This is a genomic window from Acinetobacter sp. 1125_18A (assembly GCF_052824985.1).
In genome coordinates this window covers 365,572-385,109 of record NZ_VTDG01000003.1, presented here as the reverse complement: position 1 = coordinate 385,109, position 19,538 = coordinate 365,572, and the positions used below count along the sequence as shown (strand labels likewise).

At 37.5% G+C, this 19,538-nt stretch carries 18 protein-coding genes; 7 read left to right on the top strand and 11 right to left on the bottom strand.

The genetic code is table 11. From position 1 onward, the window contains the following. The first annotated feature begins 1 nt into the window (after position 1). Positions 2 to 427 (top strand): ATP-dependent Clp protease adapter ClpS, encoded by a 426-nt coding sequence (gene clpS, locus FY049_RS07400; protein ID WP_004720737.1) that lies wholly within the window; start codon positions 2 to 4, stop codon positions 425 to 427. Positions 428 to 436: 9 nt separating this feature from the next. Then, the gene (clpA, locus tag FY049_RS07395; RefSeq protein WP_004720735.1) at positions 437 to 2,713 is read left to right on the top strand and encodes an ATP-dependent Clp protease ATP-binding subunit ClpA; all 2,277 of its coding nucleotides are present in this window, start codon (positions 437 to 439) and stop codon (positions 2,711 to 2,713) included. 59 nt (positions 2,714 to 2,772) lie between these two features. Here the strand turns inward: clpA and FY049_RS07390 are convergent, their stop codons facing one another. Next, positions 2,773 to 3,681 carry an alpha/beta hydrolase gene (locus FY049_RS07390; RefSeq protein WP_446083440.1) on the bottom strand — a complete coding sequence of 303 codons (909 nt, stop codon included), beginning with the start codon at positions 3,679 to 3,681 and terminating at the stop codon, positions 2,773 to 2,775. 217 nt (positions 3,682 to 3,898) lie between these two features. Here FY049_RS07390 and FY049_RS07385 point away from each other — a divergent pair, with 217 nt between their 5' ends. Continuing rightward, positions 3,899 to 4,252, top strand: a complete 354-nt coding sequence (locus FY049_RS07385) for a YnfA family protein (protein WP_446083439.1) — start codon at positions 3,899 to 3,901, stop codon at positions 4,250 to 4,252. A 13-nt stretch (positions 4,253 to 4,265) separates the two neighbouring features. On the opposite strand, the gene FY049_RS07380 is transcribed toward FY049_RS07385, so the two are convergent. From FY049_RS07380 to FY049_RS07360, 5 genes are all read right to left on the bottom strand, one after another. Continuing rightward, the gene (locus FY049_RS07380) at positions 4,266 to 5,333 is read right to left on the bottom strand and encodes a hypothetical protein (RefSeq protein WP_446083438.1); all 1,068 of its coding nucleotides are present in this window, start codon (positions 5,331 to 5,333) and stop codon (positions 4,266 to 4,268) included. Between the two features lie 134 nt (positions 5,334 to 5,467). Then, positions 5,468 to 5,698: a hypothetical protein gene (locus FY049_RS07375; RefSeq protein ID WP_004720727.1), complete on the bottom strand. Its 231-nt coding sequence runs from the start codon at positions 5,696 to 5,698 to the stop codon at positions 5,468 to 5,470. Positions 5,699 to 5,940: 242 nt separating this feature from the next. Continuing rightward, on the bottom strand, positions 5,941 to 7,023 hold the full coding sequence (trmA, locus tag FY049_RS07370) for a tRNA (uridine(54)-C5)-methyltransferase TrmA (RefSeq protein ID WP_234624016.1): 1,083 nt from the start codon (positions 7,021 to 7,023) through the stop codon (positions 5,941 to 5,943). 162 nt (positions 7,024 to 7,185) lie between these two features. Then, positions 7,186 to 8,085 carry a LysR family transcriptional regulator gene (locus FY049_RS07365; RefSeq protein ID WP_004821316.1) on the bottom strand — a complete coding sequence of 300 codons (900 nt, stop codon included), beginning with the start codon at positions 8,083 to 8,085 and terminating at the stop codon, positions 7,186 to 7,188. Between the two features lie 88 nt (positions 8,086 to 8,173). Beyond that, positions 8,174 to 8,602, bottom strand: coding sequence for an HD domain-containing protein (locus FY049_RS07360; protein WP_056510925.1), 429 nt, complete (start codon positions 8,600 to 8,602; stop codon positions 8,174 to 8,176). A gap of 121 nt (positions 8,603 to 8,723) precedes the next feature. On the opposite strand from FY049_RS07360, the gene FY049_RS07355 reads away from it, so the two are divergent. Further along, the gene (locus FY049_RS07355) at positions 8,724 to 9,059 is read left to right on the top strand and encodes a hypothetical protein (RefSeq protein WP_224965430.1); all 336 of its coding nucleotides are present in this window, start codon (positions 8,724 to 8,726) and stop codon (positions 9,057 to 9,059) included. A 234-nt stretch (positions 9,060 to 9,293) separates the two neighbouring features. Here the strand turns inward: FY049_RS07355 and FY049_RS07350 are convergent, their stop codons facing one another. After that, positions 9,294 to 10,247 carry a LysR substrate-binding domain-containing protein gene (locus FY049_RS07350; RefSeq protein WP_004720715.1) on the bottom strand — a complete coding sequence of 318 codons (954 nt, stop codon included), beginning with the start codon at positions 10,245 to 10,247 and terminating at the stop codon, positions 9,294 to 9,296. A 345-nt stretch (positions 10,248 to 10,592) separates the two neighbouring features. Between FY049_RS07350 and FY049_RS07345 the strand changes: the two genes are divergently transcribed. The 3 genes from FY049_RS07345 (at position 10,593) to FY049_RS07335 (ending at position 14,687) form a co-directional block, all read left to right on the top strand. Then, positions 10,593 to 11,816, top strand: coding sequence for an acyl-CoA dehydrogenase (locus FY049_RS07345; protein WP_004821319.1), 1,224 nt, complete (start codon positions 10,593 to 10,595; stop codon positions 11,814 to 11,816). Positions 11,817 to 12,063: 247 nt separating this feature from the next. Continuing rightward, on the top strand, positions 12,064 to 13,380 hold the full coding sequence (locus FY049_RS07340) for an MFS transporter (protein WP_327858594.1): 1,317 nt from the start codon (positions 12,064 to 12,066) through the stop codon (positions 13,378 to 13,380). A gap of 77 nt (positions 13,381 to 13,457) precedes the next feature. Continuing rightward, complete coding sequence (locus tag FY049_RS07335; protein ID WP_327858595.1) at positions 13,458 to 14,687, top strand: CaiB/BaiF CoA transferase family protein; 1,230 nt, start codon at positions 13,458 to 13,460, stop codon at positions 14,685 to 14,687. Positions 14,688 to 14,836: 149 nt separating this feature from the next. Here FY049_RS07335 and ppk1 read toward each other — a convergent pair whose 3' ends face one another. The 4 genes from ppk1 to FY049_RS07315 form a co-directional block, all read right to left on the bottom strand. Beyond that, a complete protein-coding gene (ppk1, locus tag FY049_RS07330) occupies positions 14,837 to 16,942 on the bottom strand; it encodes a polyphosphate kinase 1 (RefSeq protein ID WP_446083437.1) in 2,106 nt (701 codons plus the stop codon). Positions 16,943 to 17,147: 205 nt separating this feature from the next. Beyond that, positions 17,148 to 17,618: a hypothetical protein gene (locus tag FY049_RS07325; protein ID WP_056510942.1), complete on the bottom strand. Its 471-nt coding sequence runs from the start codon at positions 17,616 to 17,618 to the stop codon at positions 17,148 to 17,150. A 95-nt stretch (positions 17,619 to 17,713) separates the two neighbouring features. Beyond that, positions 17,714 to 18,634: an ornithine carbamoyltransferase gene (gene argF, locus FY049_RS07320; protein ID WP_004720705.1), complete on the bottom strand. Its 921-nt coding sequence runs from the start codon at positions 18,632 to 18,634 to the stop codon at positions 17,714 to 17,716. A 128-nt stretch (positions 18,635 to 18,762) separates the two neighbouring features. Continuing rightward, the gene (locus tag FY049_RS07315; protein WP_004720703.1) at positions 18,763 to 19,416 is read right to left on the bottom strand and encodes a TetR/AcrR family transcriptional regulator; all 654 of its coding nucleotides are present in this window, start codon (positions 19,414 to 19,416) and stop codon (positions 18,763 to 18,765) included. Between the last annotated feature and the right edge of the window lie 122 nt (positions 19,417 to 19,538).

Sequence of the window (19,538 nt, the reverse complement as noted above, 5' to 3'; positions counted from 1 at the left end):
TATGCGAACTAATAAACGTCAAATGAGTTTAAATGAAGTGAAATCATCATTCCGTGATTCAGGATTTATAGATTGGCACTTGAGTATTCGTATAAGTAATTCAGAAGATCCAAACCATCCAGACCATGATCAAGCAGATGTTGCAGTACAAACTGCACCACCTGAAGTGAAGCGACCACCGATGTATTCTGTCGTTTTATTGAACGATGATTACACTCCGATGGACTTTGTTATTGAAATTTTACAACAATACTTTGCTTTGAATCTTGACCAAGCCACTCAAGTAATGTTAACAGTACATTATGAAGGAAAAGGTGAAGCTGGTGTTTATCCAAGAGACATTGCGGAGACTAAAGCCAACCAAGTTAATAACTACGCTCGATCTCAAGGTCATCCATTGCTTTGTCAGATTGAGCCAAAAGAATAAGGGGGTTTCATGCTCAGTCGTCAATTAGAAGTTTCACTCCGTTTGGCTGTTAGCATGGCTCGTCAAAAGAGACATGAGTTTCTTACGGTTGAACATTTATTATTGGCTTTACTTGATAACGATTCAGCTGTAAATGCCTTAAAAGCATGCGGCGCTGAAATTATCAGTTTGCGCAAAGAGTTAGAGGAGTATGTAGAACAACATACCCCTAAACTAGGAGAAAACAACGACCAAGCCCCTCATCCAACTGAAAGTTTTGACCGTATCTTACAACGTGCAATTTTCCACGTTCAGTCAAGTGGCGGTGATCGCACAGTAGAGGGTGCAGATGTACTGGTTGCGATGTACTCTGAGCGAGATTCTTTTGCCGTTTATTTGCTAAAACGACATCAAATCAATCGTTTGACTTTAACCCAATATTTGTCACACGGTGCGCGTAAAGAAGAAATTCAAGTTGAAGAAGAATCTGATGATTTAGAAGGTGAATCAAATGCTTCAGCAAATGCTGGACCACTTGAACTTTATACTTTGAATTTGAATATTGAAGCGCAAAAAGGCAAAACTGATCCTTTAATCGGGCGTGAAAAAGAAATTGAACGAACTGCTCAAATTCTTTGCCGTCGCCGTAAAAACAACCCATTGCTTGTAGGTGATCCTGGTGTGGGTAAAACATCGATTGCTGAAGGTCTGGCATGGTTGATTGTGAATGGTAAAGCGCCTAAGCCACTTGCGACTGCTGAAGTGTTTAGTTTAGACATCGGTGCATTGGTTGCGGGTACAAAATACCGTGGTGACTTTGAAAAACGATTGAAACAGCTTCTCAATGCTTTGAAAAAGAAACCAGAAGCAATTTTATTTATCGATGAAATTCATATGATCATTGGTGCTGGCTCAAGTATGGGCAGTACCATGGATGCATCGAATTTAATCAAACCTGCATTGGCGAATGGTAGTTTACGTTGTATTGGTTCAACCACTTTCCAAGAATATCGCCAAGTATTTGAAAAAGATCATGCACTATCACGTCGTTTCCAAAAAATTGATGTGAATGAGCCTTCTATTTCAGAGACAATTGATATTTTGCGTGGTTTGAAAAGCAAGTTTGAAGATTTCCATCATGTTAAATATGAAGATACTGCGCTAGTTTCAGCGGTTGAGTTGTCTGCTAAGTTTATTAATGATCGTTTCTTGCCAGATAAGGCGATTGATGTGATTGATGAAGCTGGTGCACAGCGTCGTTTAAAAGCTGAACAAGATGATACTTTGATTACAGTTGAAAATATCGAAGATATTATTTCGAAGATTGCACGTATCCCGCCAAAAACAGTATCTAAAGATGATAAATCGGTACTTGAATATCTAGAGCGTGATCTTAAACGTGTGGTATTTGGTCAAGATGAAGCAATTACAGCCTTGGCTTCTGCGATTAAACTGTCACGTGCAGGTTTGAAAGCGCCAGATAAACCAGTGGGTAGTTTTGTTTTTGCAGGGCCTACAGGTGTTGGTAAAACAGAAGTGACCAAGCAACTGGCAAAATTGTTGGGTGTAGAGCTTGTTCGTTTCGATATGTCTGAATATATGGAACGACATGCTGTTTCTCGTTTGATTGGTGCGCCTCCAGGTTATGTTGGTTATGATCAAGGTGGTTTACTGACTGACGCGATTCATAAGAATCCGCACTGTGTCTTGTTATTAGATGAAATCGAAAAAGCACATCCAGATGTCTTTAACTTGTTATTACAAGTCATGGATCATGGTGCTTTAACCGATAACAATGGACGTAAGTCTGATTTCCGTAATGTGATTATTGTATTGACCACCAATATTGGTGCTGAAAGTATTTCTCGTAACAGTATCGGTTTTACTGAGCAAGACAATAGTAATGACAATCAGGAAGCGATGAAACGTGCATTTGCACCAGAGTTCCGCAACCGTTTAGATGGTGTAATTCAGTTTAAAGCATTGCCTACTACAGTGATTGAGTCTGTCGTTGATAAATTCTTAACCGAACTTCAAGCGCAGTTGGATGATAAAAAAGTGGTGTTGGAAGTTGATCAATCTGCTCGCGATTGGATGGCTGAGAATGGCTATGATCGTTTAATGGGTGCTCGCCCAATGCAACGTTTGATTCAAGAACATTTGAAGAAACCACTTGCTGAGATGATTCTATTTGGTGAGCTTGCAGATCATGGCGGTAATGTTGCTGTTTCTGTGAAGAAAGAAAATGGTAAGGCGGTAGGGCTTACATTAGAAGTCTTTGAAGATCAGACTGCTGAACCAGCATAGTTGTGAATGAACTTTAAAATAACCCGCATTGATTGCGGGTTATTTTTTGAATTATACGCTTATAAAATATCAATTTTCTTTAACCAAACTAGGAATAATGTGGGCCATTGCATTGTTTCAGTATTGGCTTTGCCTAAGCCCCAACCATGCCCACCATTTTTGAAAAGATGTAATTCATAAGCGATCTTGTGTTGCTGCAAAGCGGTTTGCATATTGAGGCTATTCTGAACAGGTGAAATCGGATCATCTATGGCATGGGCTAAAAAGGTTGGAGGTGTATTCTGTTTGACTTGTAAATCAACAGAAAACAAGATTTGTTTGGCTAAATCATGGTTTGAGCCAAATAAGCTTTTATAAGCATGGGTATGATCAAGCGGCGCTTGCATACTAATGATTGAATAGAGTAGCACCACAAAATTAGGCTGAGCGGAAATTTGATCAATCGGATCATTTAAACTCGAAAATTGTTGTTGCCATTGTGTCGCAATGATTCCTGCTAAATGTCCACCTGCGGAGAAACCCAGTACACCAATTTTGTCTGGATCAATGTTGAATTGATGTGCATGATAACGAATTATACGCAGGGCTCTTTGGCCATCTTGAAAGGGCGCAAGCAGATTATTGCCATCCTGATTAGGTAAGCGGTAGATTAATTCAAATACGGTAAATCCCTGTTCTTGTAAAAACTGTGCAGTTGGCGTGCTTTCTTTGGCCAATTCCTCTCTGGCATAACCACCACCACTAATGACTAAAATAGCGATGTGATTGTTCTGTTTGGGGGGATATACACGCAATTGAGGGGAAGTGATATGCTCAATAGCACCATGCTTAATTAGCGTATATTGTTCACTGGATGGTGTAAGTGTTGCGGTATTGGGCCACAATGGAAGACTTGGTGTTGCTGCATCTACATTTTGGCTAAGCCATAGGAAAATGAAGGAATTAAACACGAAATGATTTATTTTCATTTATAAAACCAAAGATTGTAGATGCTGATATTTTATTCTATTTTTAACATGACAAAATGATCAGCATATTTAAATATGTATGTTTTTGTGGATGAGGCAAACAACAACTACAATTTATAGATAAAAGCTTAGCCGTTTTAGTATGCTCAAAATTTTATTGCTTAGCTCGCGTGAAAATCACATATACTCTAACTTCATGATTATTCTTTGAGTATCAATGGACATTGCATTTACTAAAATTTTAACCACGATTTTATTATTTTTTGTCACAGCTGTTGCAGAAATTTTAGGTTGTTATTTTCCTTATTTAATTCTGAATCAAAATAAAAGCCATTGGTTATGGATACCTACCGTTTTAAGTTTGGCGGTATTTGTCTGGCTATTGACCTTGCATCCTGCTGCTTCAGGGCGTATTTATGCTGCATATGGCGGTATCTATATCTTTAGTGCATTGATGTGGCTGAAATTTGTCGATCATGTCAGCTTAACTCGCTGGGATTTGTTTGGCGGCTGTATTGTAATCATTGGGGCTTTGGTGATTATTCTGCAACCGCAAGGTTTGATTCGTTAAGTCTTCAATAGCATTATTCTAACGTATCTTGTGTTGTTTCAAGTTGATTGATCTTACATACTTTGGGAATTGCTTTGCGATATGCAGCATAATCCTGTTTATATTGTTTAAACCATTTCTGATATTCAGGATTTAGCCTTAAATTGGCAAGATTGGGTTCATTTTCAAAAGAGGATGGTTCTGTATTGTTCTCATCAGAAAATTCCAATTGTTTTAAGTAGGACAGCGCTTGATCCGTTTGACCAAGCAGGGCATAGAATTCAGCGAGGAATTCCTTTTCTCGCTGAGTTTGCTTCCGATTCTTATTCACCACAGCTTCAATTTTAGCCTGATTATCACGCAACCATTTTTCAGCAAGTTTAGGGTCTTCACGATTGAGATATTTAAAATACTGTTGCGCTAAAATAATAAAATTTCCTGCATCGAAAGCTTGATTGGGATCAGATAAATAGTGAAATAAAGGCTTTTTAAGTATATTGATGAGGCGTTTTTGCTCATTCTGATCACGATGATATTTCTGTAACAGCATCAGTTTGTCACTGAGTACAGCATAATAATTTTTCTCATACTCCTCATTGTCTGGTTGCAACTTCATTAAGGTCTCAAATAGTTGTTCAGCCTTTAGCAAATAGTTTAGACGTGGCGTTGGGTCTATGTTTTTCCGATAGTACACCGACATTTGCGCGTAGAATAACCCTAAATTATTGATTGCGATTGTATCTTTAGGATCACGTTTTTTTAACGCAAAATACGCTTGTTCAGTAAGTTCTTGAAAAGGCTGAGAGAGCATGGTGCAGTGTTGTTCAAGCAAATATTCAGCATATCCAGAAGTCAGAATCGCATAGTTGTGTAAATAGACAGAATCGTTATATTCAATGTCTTTGGCTTTTAATAGTTTTTGCACATTGGGTTGGGCTTTTTTGATTTGAGCCTTAATTTGTGGTTCAAGTTTGGCAAGATTTTTGGTTGCTAATACTTGATCACTTAAATCTTCTATGGCTTGAATCTCATCATCTTTGATATCTGCATAGGTAATTGAAGCGTTGAGTGATAATAAAAAAATAACAATTTTAATTTTCATTGTTGATTCTGCGTTTATCTATTCTTTGAAATAATTGTATACAAGGCAAGGAGAAACATCAAAAGTTGTTCTATTGGAATTAAAAAAGCATCCAGTAAACTGAATGCTTTTTCTTTCTTAGCGGTCATCCATGACTATTGAATAGGTGGATGCTGTAATTGGTTTAACTCTTTTTTACTGAAACCTCTAGAGATAAGTACCTTTTTAATCCCAGTAATCACATCCTGATCTGTCGCTTTCATCAACGCTGATAAAAGTTGATCATTGGATTTACAAGAGCAATCATTTTCAACACATGCAATTTGATTTTTATGTTCATTTTGCAATGTATCTTCAGCCGTAAACAGCTTTTGCCAAAAACTCATAGAGCCTTCATACACAACCTAACATAGTTCGAAATATAGCCGTTTTTTAATAAAATACAAGATCTGAGCGAAATAGATGGTCGAGTTATAGGCTAATTTTTTCGATGATTTGATATGTTTTAAACGGTTTGTTAAAGGGCCATGTTTTAAATGATTTATAACTTAATGATATATCAATAAATAATTTAAAGAAATAGCTGCCATGCTAATTTACATAGCAGTCTAATCTTGTAATAAATTGTTTAAATTTTTTCGAGAAGAACCCCAGATTCTACATGATGGGTGTAGGGGAATTGATCAAACATCGCAAATTTCACAATTTTATGAGTTTTAAGCAAGGTTTTTAAATTGTCGTGTAATGTGTCTGGATTGCATGAAATATAAAGAATACGTTGAAAACCTTGCAATAGCATTAACGTATCGTCATCAATCCCTGCACGTGGTGGATCAACAAAAACTGTATCAAACTCATAGCCCTGAATGTCTATTTCTGCTTCTTGTAAACGACGGAATTCACGTTCTCCGTTATAGGCCTGAGTAAATTCTTCTGCTGAAAGGCGTGCAACTTGAATATTGTTGATCTGATTTTGTTGAATATTCCATTGTGCCGCATAGACCGAAGATTTCGCTAATTCAGTTGCCAAAACACGGTTAAAACTCAAGGATAAGGGAAGGGTAAAGTTACCATTACCACAGTATAATTCGAGTAAGTCTTTATTTTCGCCCTCTACTGACTGACAAGCCCATTGCAACATTTTTTGGCAAACTTGCGCATTGGGCTGAGTAAAGCTACTTTCAATTTGTTTATATTGAAATTTACGCTCAAAAACTTGTAATTCTTCTACAACAAATTCATCGGTTAAGACAACTTTTTGTCCGCGACTGCGACCAATGATTTTAACATTCAGCTTTTCAGCCAATTGTTTTGCTAAAACTTCCCATTCTTCACTCAGTGGCGCACGGTAAATCAATGAAACCAGCATTTCGCCCTTGAGCGTTGCTAGAAAATGCACTTCAAAAAGCCGTTTTGATAAGATTGAATTGGCTTTTAGCTCAGCCAATAAAACTGGCATAAGCTGATTTATACTTTGATCTGCGATCGGAAATTCATCGATACGAGCAACAGTTTTTTGTTGATTTTCATCTCGTTCAAACATGGCATAGAACATATCATCTTCAGTATGCCAAATTCGGAATTCTGCACGCATACGGAAGTTTTGTTCAGGTGAAGCAAATACTTCTAACGAAGGTGGATTAAATTCTGCGAATTGAGTTTGGATTCGTTCAATTTTGGCATCAAGCTGTTGTTGATAAGATGAAGTCATATAAATCAGAAAAACATTGGAATTAAGCAGTAGCGATGGTATCAAAAATAGCACCAGATGGACACCAGATTGTAGTCCATCTTTGTCAATTTATTTAGATCGGTTTGTCTATTGAAATAATCCTAGGATTCTTTAATCAAAGTGACGATGAAGATAAGTTACTCAACACTTACTTAAGTGCTTAACCAAATAGTCAATAAAGACTCTTACCGCAGGAAGTAAGCCTCGGCGAGAAGGGTAAACAGCGTGAAAGATCCCGTGCGGTGCTTTCCATTCAGGTAAGACACGAACCAATTCACCTGTGGCGACAAAATCATTGGCAATAGTATCTGGAAGTAAGGCAATACCACAATTTTGACTGGCTAATTTTGCCAGCATCATTAAATCCGATCCCATGAGTATCGGGTTAACTTTAATTTTTTTCTGTTGATTTTCACTATCATGTAATACCATTTGTTGATCTAAGTGCTCATCAACCATACTTAAAATTCGGTGTTCAGATAAATCTTCTGGTTTTTTGAGCATACCAAATTCATTTAAATAGGCTTGGCTTGCAAGAAGGTGCTGTTCAATATGTCCAAACTTTCTCAGCACTAAGCTCGGGTCATCGTCCAGATTTGCGCGCACACGCAAGGCAACATCAAAACCTTCATTGATGATATCTACTCGACGATTACTGACTAAAAGTTGTACTCTGATTTCAGGATAAGTTTTTAAAAAGTCAGGAAGGATTTTGGACAATTCACTTTGCGCAACGGTCACAGGTACACTGACTTTAATCACACCACGGGGTTGTTCACTGAGATGATCAACCAGATCATGCGCTGATTGTGCTGCATTCATCATCACTTGGGCATGGCGGTAAATATTCATGCCAATGTCTGTAACTGCGAAATGACGTGAACTTCGTTGAATTAAACGAACCCCTAATTTTTCTTCTAAATTATATACACGGCGACTGAGCTTGGATTTAGGAATATCCGTTGCACGTTCAGCCGCACTAAATCCCCCATGCTCTACAACCAAACCAAAGCAGTAAAAGTCATCCAAATCAGTGAGCATAAATACATTCCATAATTGCAACAATGATGCACTATTAAACTTAATTGTTGCATCAAGTCAACTTGTTAATTGTGAAAATTTTATAAGATTAGGCATTGCCTGTCATGAGAATATTTTGAACTTGCTTATATTCTTCTAATCTTAAAAGGTCTTTAGTGGTCGGGTGCGGAATACGGGTGATATCCATGTTATCAGTAACATCTGCCAGTTTTACCACACGTGCAATTGGATTTTTTACTGCACGGTAGGCGGCTTCGATTCTAGATTCACCTTCTTTTTTGGTTAAGGCAACAACGGCATCGACAATTTCTTGACTAAAGCCAAGTGAGATTAAATCGACCACAGTGGTATCGGTATCTTCCAAGATGTCGTGTAATACAGCAACAATCTGTTGATTGGGTGTTTTAACTTTGAACATCAACCTCAGAGGGTGAAAAATATAAGGCTGTTGTGCTTTATCTTTTTGGCCTGCGTGTTTACGAGCTGCTAAAGCAATCGCTTTTTCAATCGTTGACATAATATCCTTAGCTTTGTTTCGTGTATTTATAAAATATGAAAAGCAGTTTTAGATTTATCTAAAACGAGTGTTTAATTTCCCTAACTCGTTTAAAATACAATTTTATTCTGTTCCAAAGCGTATGCCATTTCAACTGATCACTTTAGAAAATTCTCAAGAAAATGTTACATGCCCACATTGCCAACATGCGGTCATTGATTGGAATAAAGAACAATATTTACAGCCGTGTATACATACCTTGTTTATTGCGATGGATTTGGGCTTTGAATATATTTCAGATGAATTTGAAGCGACCATGCACCGTAGCGTCGATGAAATCCATGCTCATGATGATCAGGGACTGAATATTTTCAATGAATTATCTGAGAGTAATTATCCTAATTACCTGATTTATAAAACAAGCTTAGGTGTTGTAGGGGATCAAGATTTTTATCGTTATATTGGATTTAGCACTTAAATTTTAAGATCTGTAGCCATTCGGTTTAAACACTGCTCAATTGAATAATGTGTTTCTTTTAGCCTATTCTTATTAAAATGCTGAAGGGCATTAAAAATAGCGGAGTAGGCTTAAATTTTCTGTTGTAGGCGCTGTTTCTTTCATCTTCTACAAGTTGAGTTTTATCATCACAATATAGAAATTAAGCTATATTCTATAAATCTTGTATAAGCTATTGTTTAACTCGAAATCGCGTTATTTTAAAAAAGTACTTTGTGATCGTTCAACTTCTGCCAATAACCATTCAATGAATTTAGCAATGAGGGGTGTTTGCTGTTGTTCTGCATAGACAAAATAATAGGCACGTGAACCTTTTAGCTTAATTTCTGAGGCAATAATTAAATCACCTGAGCGCAGTTCTTTTTCAAGTAGTTTTTGTGGAATAAGCGCAACCCCCATATGATGTATGGCTGCCACCGCAAGCATCGAAAATAACTCATGCCGTTGTCCTTCTAATGCAAAAGGATGCTCATAACCAGAAACTTCAAACCACTCTTTCCAAATATAGGGGCGTGTGGTTTGTTGGAGTAAGGGCAGCGTGGCAATTTCTTCCGCCGTTAAGCTTCGACGTAAATCTCCGGAAGGCCCTCTTAGCTCTGGAAAATGCTTAAAAATTAACTCAGCAGAACACACAGGAACAACATCTTCATTCATTAAATAGTGGACTTTTGCACCCGGCCAATTTTCAATTTGTGCAGGTGTACCTGTATATATTGCTGCATCAAAAATATGCTCACTGAATAAAAAGGGTTTGGTACTGGTCTCTAAATGAATGGTAATTTCAGGATATATTTCGTTGAACTTATACAGTCGGGGTAAGAGCCAACGTGTTGCAAATGTCGGTACAACCCCTAATTTTAGAGTACCGCCTAAACCTTTATGGCTCATTAAATCGAGTGTGCTTTGTTCAATACCCAATAAATGGGCTTTGATGTTTTTATAATAATGTTCACCAGCTTGTGTTAATTCAACGCCATGCCGTGTTCTGTTAAATAGATTGAGTCCTAAAAAATCTTCGAGTTGTTGTACTTGGCGAGATATCGCACTTTGAGTAAGATGTAGCTCTTGAGCAGCAAAGGTATAGCTTAGATGCTTGGCAGCCGCTTCAAAACATATTAGTGATTGTAATGAAGGAATCATTCTACGCATATTCATTCCTTGAATATCAAAGTTTAATTAAGACTAAATTTAATCTATTCATATCTTGCAAAAAGAGCTTAAATCAAAGCAGATGTTTGCAATGAATCTTTCATCAAGTTACTTGGTTTTACCTCAAATAAAAATTTATAAGAGGACGTAAAGATGATAAAAATTTGTTAAAAAGCCTCGTTTAACACCAACATAATTGAACAGTAGTCATTGAGCGAGCCATGTTATAAAAACATAAGATATGCGTAAATGGAATATCTGAGTGAGAATTAATCGTTTGAAAGTATGAATTTTCACACCTAACATCGCTACTAAGACAACAAGATATGTTCAGCAAAGGATGCTATGAATCAAATGGTTAATTCTACAAAAACGGCACGTGTTCAATTTAACTGGCAAGATCCATTTTTATTGGAACAGCAACTCAGTTCTGAAGAACGCATGATTCGTGATGCTGCTTATGCCTATTCACAAGACAAACTGATGCCAAGAGTTTTGGAACAATTCCGCCATGAAAAAACAGATGCTTCTATTTTTCGTGAAATGGGTGAGTTAGGTTTGCTGGGACCGACAATTCCTGAAGAATACGGTGGTGCAGGTCTAAATTATGTCAGTTACGGTCTTATTGCCCGTGAAATTGAACGCGTAGATTCGGGTTATCGTTCAATGGCAAGTGTACAAAGCTCATTGGTGATGGTGCCTATCAATGAATTTGGTTCTGAAGAGCAAAAACAAAAGTACTTACCTAAATTAGCTACTGGCGAGTTTATTGGATGTTTCGGTTTAACAGAACCTGATCATGGTTCAGATCCAGGCAGTATGATCACCCGTGCTAAAAAGGTCGAAGGTGGTTATCGTCTGACTGGCGCAAAAATGTGGATTACCAATAGTCCAATCGCTGATGTATTTGTGGTCTGGGCCAAAGAAGTTTCTGCTGAAGGCAATGTCGGTGAAATTCGTGGCTTTATCCTAGAAAAAGGTTGGGAAGGACTTTCTGCGCCTGCGATTCATGGCAAAGTCGGTTTGCGTGCATCGATTACTGGTGAAATTGTGATGGACAATGTTTTTGTTCCTGAAGAAAATGCATTTCCCGAAATTCGTGGTTTGCGTGGACCATTTACTTGTTTAAATAGTGCACGTTACGGTATTGCATGGGGCGCGATGGGGGCGGCAGAGTTTTGCTGGCACACTGCACACCAATATACGATGGATCGTAAACAATTTGGACGCCCATTGGCTGCGAATCAATTGGTGCAAAAGAAACTTGCAGATATGCAAACTGAAATTGCTTTAGGGCTGCAGATCGCATTACGTTTTGGACGTATGAAAGATGAAGGTATTGCTTCTGTTGAAGGCACTTCACTGATTAAACGCAACAATTGTGGTAAAGCCTTAGATATTGCACGTGTTGCTCGAGACATGATGGGTGGCAATGGCATCAGTGATGAATTCGGTGTCGCTCGCCATTTGGTCAATCTGGAAGTGGTCAACACCTATGAAGGTACCCATGATGTACATGCCTTAATTCTCGGGCGTGCACAGACAGGAATTGCTGCCTTTAGTAACTAAAAATCAACTGCTTTAAAACAGGGATGCTTAAATCTAGCATCCCTTGTAGGATTTTTTGCCTTAAATTTTATAAAAACTAAGGTGAAAATAAATCAATGATAAAAGGATTCATCGTGAAAAATATCTGATTATTCTTTTAACTCTCATACTTAACTCTAGATTGATGCAATAAAAATAACAAAGAAATAAGTAGAGAGAAAGATAAAAAGTGACCGATGACTCATTTGGGAAAATGAGGTAGAGAAAAATGAACAATGATGTTCGATCAGTTACAACTTCAACAAAATTATCCATGCCATCCAATATTGGAACCTTTGAAAAAATAGGCCCAAATACTTGGAAATGGGCACTTTTATTCGCCTATTTCGCTATGGTCGTCGATGGCGTAGATATCATGTTGTTGTCCTATAGCTTAACCAGTTTAAAAGGTGAGTTTGCATTATCTACTTTTCAGGCTGGCGCCTTAGGCAGTGCCTCTCTGGCAGGTATGGGGATTGGTGGGATTCTAGGTGGATGGGCATGTGATAAGTTTGGCCGAGTACGTACCATTGCCAATTCTGTATCGTTTTTCTCAGTTGCAACATGTTTGTTAGGCTTTACCCAAAGTTTTGAACAATTTATGGCATTACGATTTATTGGTGCACTAGGGATTGGGGCGCTTTATATGGCATGCAATACCCTTATGGCTGAATATGTTCCTACAACGTATAGAACTACGGTATTGGGTACATTACAAACAGGGCAAACCGTTGGATATATTGTTGCTACATTATTAGCTGGTGCGATTATTCCTGATCATGGTTGGAGAGTCTTGTTTTTTATCACGGTTATTCCAGCATTTATCAATATTTTCTTGCAACGCTTTGTACCTGAACCAAAGTCTTGGCAGCTCAACAAAATCAATCAGCTTCAAGGCGAGAAACCAGTTGAAGCCACAGTTCCCGAGAAAGCGAAAAGTGGCAGTATTTATAAACAAATTTTTGCCAACTTTAAGCACCGTAAAATGTTTTTATTGTGGATGACTACAGCCTTCTTCTTACAATTTGGTTACTACGGAATCAACAATTGGATGCCAAGTTATCTAGAAACAGAAGTGCATATGAACTTTAAAAACATGACCAGTTATATGGTAGGTTCATATACAGCGATGATTTTAGGCAAGATCTTAGCGGGATATTTGGCAGATAAATTTAATCGTCGTGCAGTATTTGTGTTCGGTACCATAGCCAGCGCTGTCTTCTTACCTGTGATTATTATCTTTAATACACCAGACAATATTTTGTACTTATTGATCACTTTTGGTTTCTTATATGGCATCCCTTATGGTGTAAATGCGACCTATATGGCGGAATCATTTTCTACCGATGTCCGAGGTACAGCAATTGGTGGTGCATATAACATTGGGCGAGTAGGCGCTGCAATTGCCCCAGCAACCATTGGTTTCCTTGCTTCGGGAGGTACATTTATGACGGCATTTATCGTGATGGGCGCAGCTTATTTTGTTGCAGGAGTATTACCTGGCTTATTTATCAAAGATCGTCAATATGATCCCCAACAACAATAGTCAACGCTTGTTTAAACAGATTTAGTAAATCGTAAAATTGAGGAGTATTCGCTTACTCCTTACATAGAGGTAAACATATGGGTGCATTACAAGGAATTCGAGTTTTAGATCTGAGTCGAGTACTGGCAGGTCCGTGGTGTGGACAAGTTCTTGCAGATCTAGGCGCCGAAGTGATTAAGATTGAACGCCCTAAAGTTGGTGATGATACCCGTATGTGGGGCCCGCCGTGGATGCTTGATCAACAGGGTAGAGCGACGCGAGAATCTGGATATTACCAATCTGCGAATCGCAATAAATCCTCAGTGGCAATTGATATGGCAACACAGGATGGGCAGCGATTATTACAACACATGGTGAAAACCGCAGATATTGTGATTGAAAACTTTAAAGCAGGTTCATTGAAAAAATATGGATTGGATTATGAAACCCTCAAGCATATTAATCCAAAATTGATCTATTGCTCTATCACTGGTTTTGGTCAAGATGGGCCGCGTGCAGAAGAACCGGGTTATGACTTTATTATTCAAGGTATGTCTGGCTTGATGAGTATTACTGGTGAAAAAGAAGGTGAGTTAGGGGCAAGAGCACAAAAAGTTGGTGTGGCGGTGGTTGATATTCAGACTGGGTTATATGCAACAATTGCGATTCAGGCGGCACTGATTTCTCGTCAGCAAACAGGTGTTGGACAATATATTGATATGTCTTTGTTAGATGTACAGGTTGCTGGGCTCGCCAACCAAGGTATGAACTATTTAAGTTCAGGTATCGCACCTCAACGAATGGGTAATCATCATCCCAATATTGTGCCTTATCAGACTTTTAAAGCGCAAGATAAGGAGTTTATTCTGGCCTGTGGCAATGATAAACAATTTAAAGATTTATGTATTGCCATTGGAAAACCTGAATTGTTAGATCAACCAAACTATCTCCGTAATCAAGATCGGGTGAAATATCGTCAAGAATTGGTTGCTTTGTTGTCTGAATATTTTTTATCAAATACCGCGAAGCATTGGGTCGATGCAATTCATGCAGTGAAAGTACCTGTTGGCGTGATTAATTCTGTTGCAGATGCTTTAGATGAACCCCAAATTCAATATCGTAAAATGGTGGTCAATATTCCACATACAGATAATCCTGATTTTAATGTGATTGGTTCACCGATTAAAATGACAGGAACACCTGTTGAATATCGTAATGCACCGCCACGCTTAGGAGAACATACCAAAGCGATTTTAGAAGAATTTTGTTCAGATGATGAATTGTTACAGTTAAAGCAACAAGGGGTTATTGAGGGTATTGGCTTGTAGTCGACTGATTTAAAAGAATATTGAAATCAACGTATAGGATCAATCAAAGTGATAGCTTGATTGGGGTGCTTCAATGCCGAATTATTCAGAACAACCCTCCTTTTTAAGGAGAGTTGTTCTGAATAATTGAAAATAACAATATGAAAGAATTACGCTGTAGTCGGAATAATCCGTTGTTGCATCAACACCTGTTGTGCAATATAAGGTTTTTCATCATTTTTAGGTTGAACTGCATGCCATTGATCATTGGCATCGAGTTCCCAAGCACGAATATTGTCCTTTAAATAACTGAGCAGCCCATATTCAATAATCTGTTTTTTAAGCTTTTTATCTTCAATCGGAAAGCAAGTTTCGACCCGAGAAAATAAGTTTCGACCCATCCAGTCAGCACTTGCGCAGTATAAGTCCTCATTGGCATCATTATAAAAATAATAAACACGAGTATGTTCTAGGAAGCGCCCGACAATAGAACGAACTTTAATATTTTCAGAAAGCCCTTCAATTTGTGGTCTTAAACAACAGATTGAACGGATAATCAGCTCTATTTTAACCCCAGCTTGAGATGCTTTATACAAAGCTGTAATCAGCTTAGGTTCAGTCAATGCATTGACTTTAATGATGATACGGGCTTTTTTACCCGCTTTTGCATGTGCTGTTTCTTGCTCGATCAAATGTAACAGCTGGGAGTGTAAGGTGAAGGGGGCATGAAAGAGTTTTTTTAGCTTTAACAATTTACCCATACCTGTCAGCTCTTGGAAGATTTTATGTACATCTTCACAAATTTCATCATTTGTGGTGAGTAAACCATAGTCGGTATACATCCGTGCATTTCCAGCATGGTAGTTGCCTGTGCCAAGGTGTACATAACGTTTGAGTTTATCGACTTCACGTCGCACAACTAAAATCATTTTGGCATGCGTTTTATAACCGACAATACCATACACCACAACTGCGCCAGCTTCTTGTAGAAGATTTGCGACGATAATATTGGACTCTTCATCAAAGCGCGCACGTAATTCGATAATCGCTGTAACTTCTTTCCCATTGCGAGCAGCTTCTGCCAGCACTTGTACAATTTCTGAGTCTGGGCCACTACGATATAAGGTTTGTTTAATTGCTAAAACATTGGGGTCTTTTGCCGCTTCTTTGAGTAGATTGATAACGGGCTGGAAAGAATCAAATGGATGATGTAATAGCAAATCTTGCTTGCTTAATATTTCAAATATTTTATTTGAATTTCTTAAGGCTTTGGGAATAACGGCTTGATAAGGCTTAAACCTTAATTCTGGAATATCAAAATCAGTAATCAGACGTGTTAAATTGACAGGACCATTCACTTGATAAAGATGCTGTGGATCTAAATCAAATTGTTCTAATAAATAATTATTAATTGAATTTGGGCAATTATCTGCGATTTCTAAACGAACTGCACGACCAAAACGACGTGAAGATAATTCATCTTTCAATGCGACTGCCAAATCATCGACATCTTCTGCCAAAGTTAAGTCAGCATTACGGGTAACACGGAATTGATAGCATCCTGTTGCTGTCATGCCGGGGAATAAATCACTGATATGCTGTTGGATAATCGCTGACAATAAAATGTAATGTTCTGCGCCGTCTGTGAGCTCGTTTGGTAAGCGTACAACACGCGGTAAGGAACGAGGTGCGGGTACAATGGCCAGTTCAATCTGGCGACCAAAAGCATCTTTTCCTTCTAAGGTGACAATAAAGTTTAAGCTTTTATTGACCAAGCGTGGGAAAGGATGAGCAGGATCTAAGCTAATTGGTGTTACAACAGGTTGTACTTGTTTAAAAAAGTAATTTTTAATCCATTCCGCGTGTTTTTCTAATATGTCATTATATTGGATGAATTTGACGCCATAGTTTTCTAACTCAGGCAATAAAACATGATTTAAGGTGTCGTATTGCTCTTGAATCGCAAGATGTGCGTTATGTGAAATTTGCTCAAGAATAACTTCGTTTGGAATACCATCCGGTGCAGTGGTAATGGTTTTAAAATCCAGTTGTTTCATTAATCCAGCGACACGAATTTCAAAAAACTCATCTAAATTACGTGAAAAAATAATGAGAAAATTCAACCGTTCAAGCAAAGGATGAGTTTCATCTTTAGCTTGGGCTAACACACGTTTATGAAATTCCAGTAAGGAAATTTCACGATTAATATAGCTGCTAGAGCTATGTTGAAATTCAGGCGTGGTTAAACTTTTTGAAGCGGGCATGATCTGCGTCATTTGAAACTGTCTTAACGACCTTGAAGGGCATAGTAAGTATTCTACATGACAAAATTGTTACAGATAGCTAAAATGTTAAAAATTGTCTTAATCTTAAACGATTAAAAAATATTAATTTTTTTAATCGTTTGATCAGCTATAAAAATAAAATCTGTTTAGACAAAATGCGAATTGATACAATGCACCAAGATAATATTATTACAAATTAAAATTTGCATTGCTCATTTTTGAGTTTTAGCTCATATGCTTTCTGTTCAGACATCAGTTTTATTTTTACATAATAAGGATTTTGACGTTGGAATTCATTTTCAAAAAGTAAATGACAATTTTCAAGCATTCCTTCCATCAAAAGTTGCTGAGTTTTTTCTTTACCCATGCTATTTGAAAACTGATTAAAATCTTTAGATGTAATTAAACCTTGCAAATCAATATGATCATGATACATATGAATTTTCTCAATCACTGTGTTTTGGTCGACTTGTACAGGCAGCACGCGAGAGTCTTCTTCACTTAACGCAGTTAAAACATCATCTAAATTTTGTTGATCTATAATTTTATAATGCTGTCCAATCAAATTCTTTTGAATCAAATAGTCATCTAATTCAGTTGCATAACTACTTTGAAAAATGAGTAAGCATAGTGACATTGCGAATAAAGGAATTATTTTAAATTTCATTTGAATTATACACATATTAAAAATATGGATTTTATTATACTGAAACAAAAAATAAGCACCAGTGTTGGTGCTTATTTATCTTAAAACAAAACAAATTAGTCTTTGTTTAAATTTTCATTGATTAAAAATTCAACCAAGGCTTTTTGTGCATGTAGGCGGTTTTCTGCTTCATCCCAAACCACAGCGTTTTTGTGATCTAGCATATTTTCAGAAACTTCTTCACCGCGATGTGCTGGTAGACAATGCATAAATAGACAATCTGGATGTGCTAAATCCATTAATTTTTCATTCACTTGATACGCAGCAAACGCTTTTTCACGAATTTTTTGTTCTTCTTCTTGGCCCATACTTGCCCAAACATCCGTCACGATTAGATCTGCATTGACCGCTGCATCTTCTGCTGATTCAAAAAGTTCTACGCAATGAGCAAATTCTGAAAGAAATTCAGGTTTTGGTTCATAACCTTTCGGTGATGCGATTTTTAACTTAAAGCCCCACATATGTGCAGCTTCAATATATGAATTACACATATTGTTGCCATCGCCAATCCAAGCCACAGTTTTGCCATTGATCGAACCACGATGTTCAACAAATGTTTGTACATCTGCAAGTAGCTGGCAAGGGTGGTGGTCATCAGTTAATGCATTGATAACTGGGACTGTTGAATATTCAGCAAAACGTTCAACAATATCATGACCAAATGTACGAATCATCACAATATCAAGCATGCTCGATATCACGCGTGCAGAATCTTCAATTGGCTCACCACGACCCAATTGGGTGTCGCGTGATGAAAGGAAAATTGCACTGCCTCCAAATTGGCTCATACCAGCTTCGAAAGATACACGAGTACGGGTACTCGACTTTTCAAAAATCATCCCCATGACTTTTCCAACAAAGGGTTGAAATACTTCGTTGTTGTGTTGTTTTCGCTTTAACTCTTGAGCACGTTCAATGATACGGTTAAGTTCAGCAGTGGATAAATCACGTAAAGTAAGAAAATGTCGTAGAGCCATGGTTACTCCACAATAATTGTTTAGTCAAAACCAACAGGGAAATTGACCAACAATTCATTGTTGGTGGTTGATGAAAATAAAAAGGAGAATCAGCTAATATACTATATGAATATGAAAACGCAAAAAAATTAGACCTTTTGATGGCCCTCTAAGAAGCGATCTACACAATAACTTACGCAATTGAATATTTCTTGATCAGATTCTTTGATTTCAATCCCCATTAAAATTCGCCATTCCAAATTTCTAAGAATTCCAAAATAAAATTGTGCTGAAAATAAAGGATTTGCACAGGTTAATATTTGATTTTCTACACAACGTTCCAAGGCACATGCAATAGAGTGTTGTACTTGCTTTGGTCCTTTTTCATGAATATAGACGGCCAATTGTGGGTCTTTTTGTGAACGTTCTAAGACCAAACGTATAAAAGCAATATTTTCAGGAATGATCATATGCTTATAAAAGTTAATCAAGGTATTGATCAAATATGCTCTGAGCTCATTCAACGCGGGGTTAAATGGAATGCAGATATCTTTAAAGAATAAATCACGACGATAGTCACAGATCGCTGTAAATAGACCTTCTTTACTACCAAAATATTTGTAAATCGAGGCTTTTGATCCGCCTGCATGATTCACGATGTCATCTAAAGATACCGCATCATAACCGTGCTCTAAAAAAAGATCGTTTGCACTAATCAGTAATGCCAAGCGACGTTCATGCCCACGTTTAGTTTGTGGAAAATCACATCCTGTAGCTTCAACTTGTGCTAAATCTTCGTTCATAAATTACTGAGGAAAAATGGGTTGTCACTATTATATCAAAGATGTCAATAAATTTCTTAGCAAACGTGCTATTGGAAAAAATGATTAAAAAAAGTGCATAAAAATGAAAAAATGAATCAAAA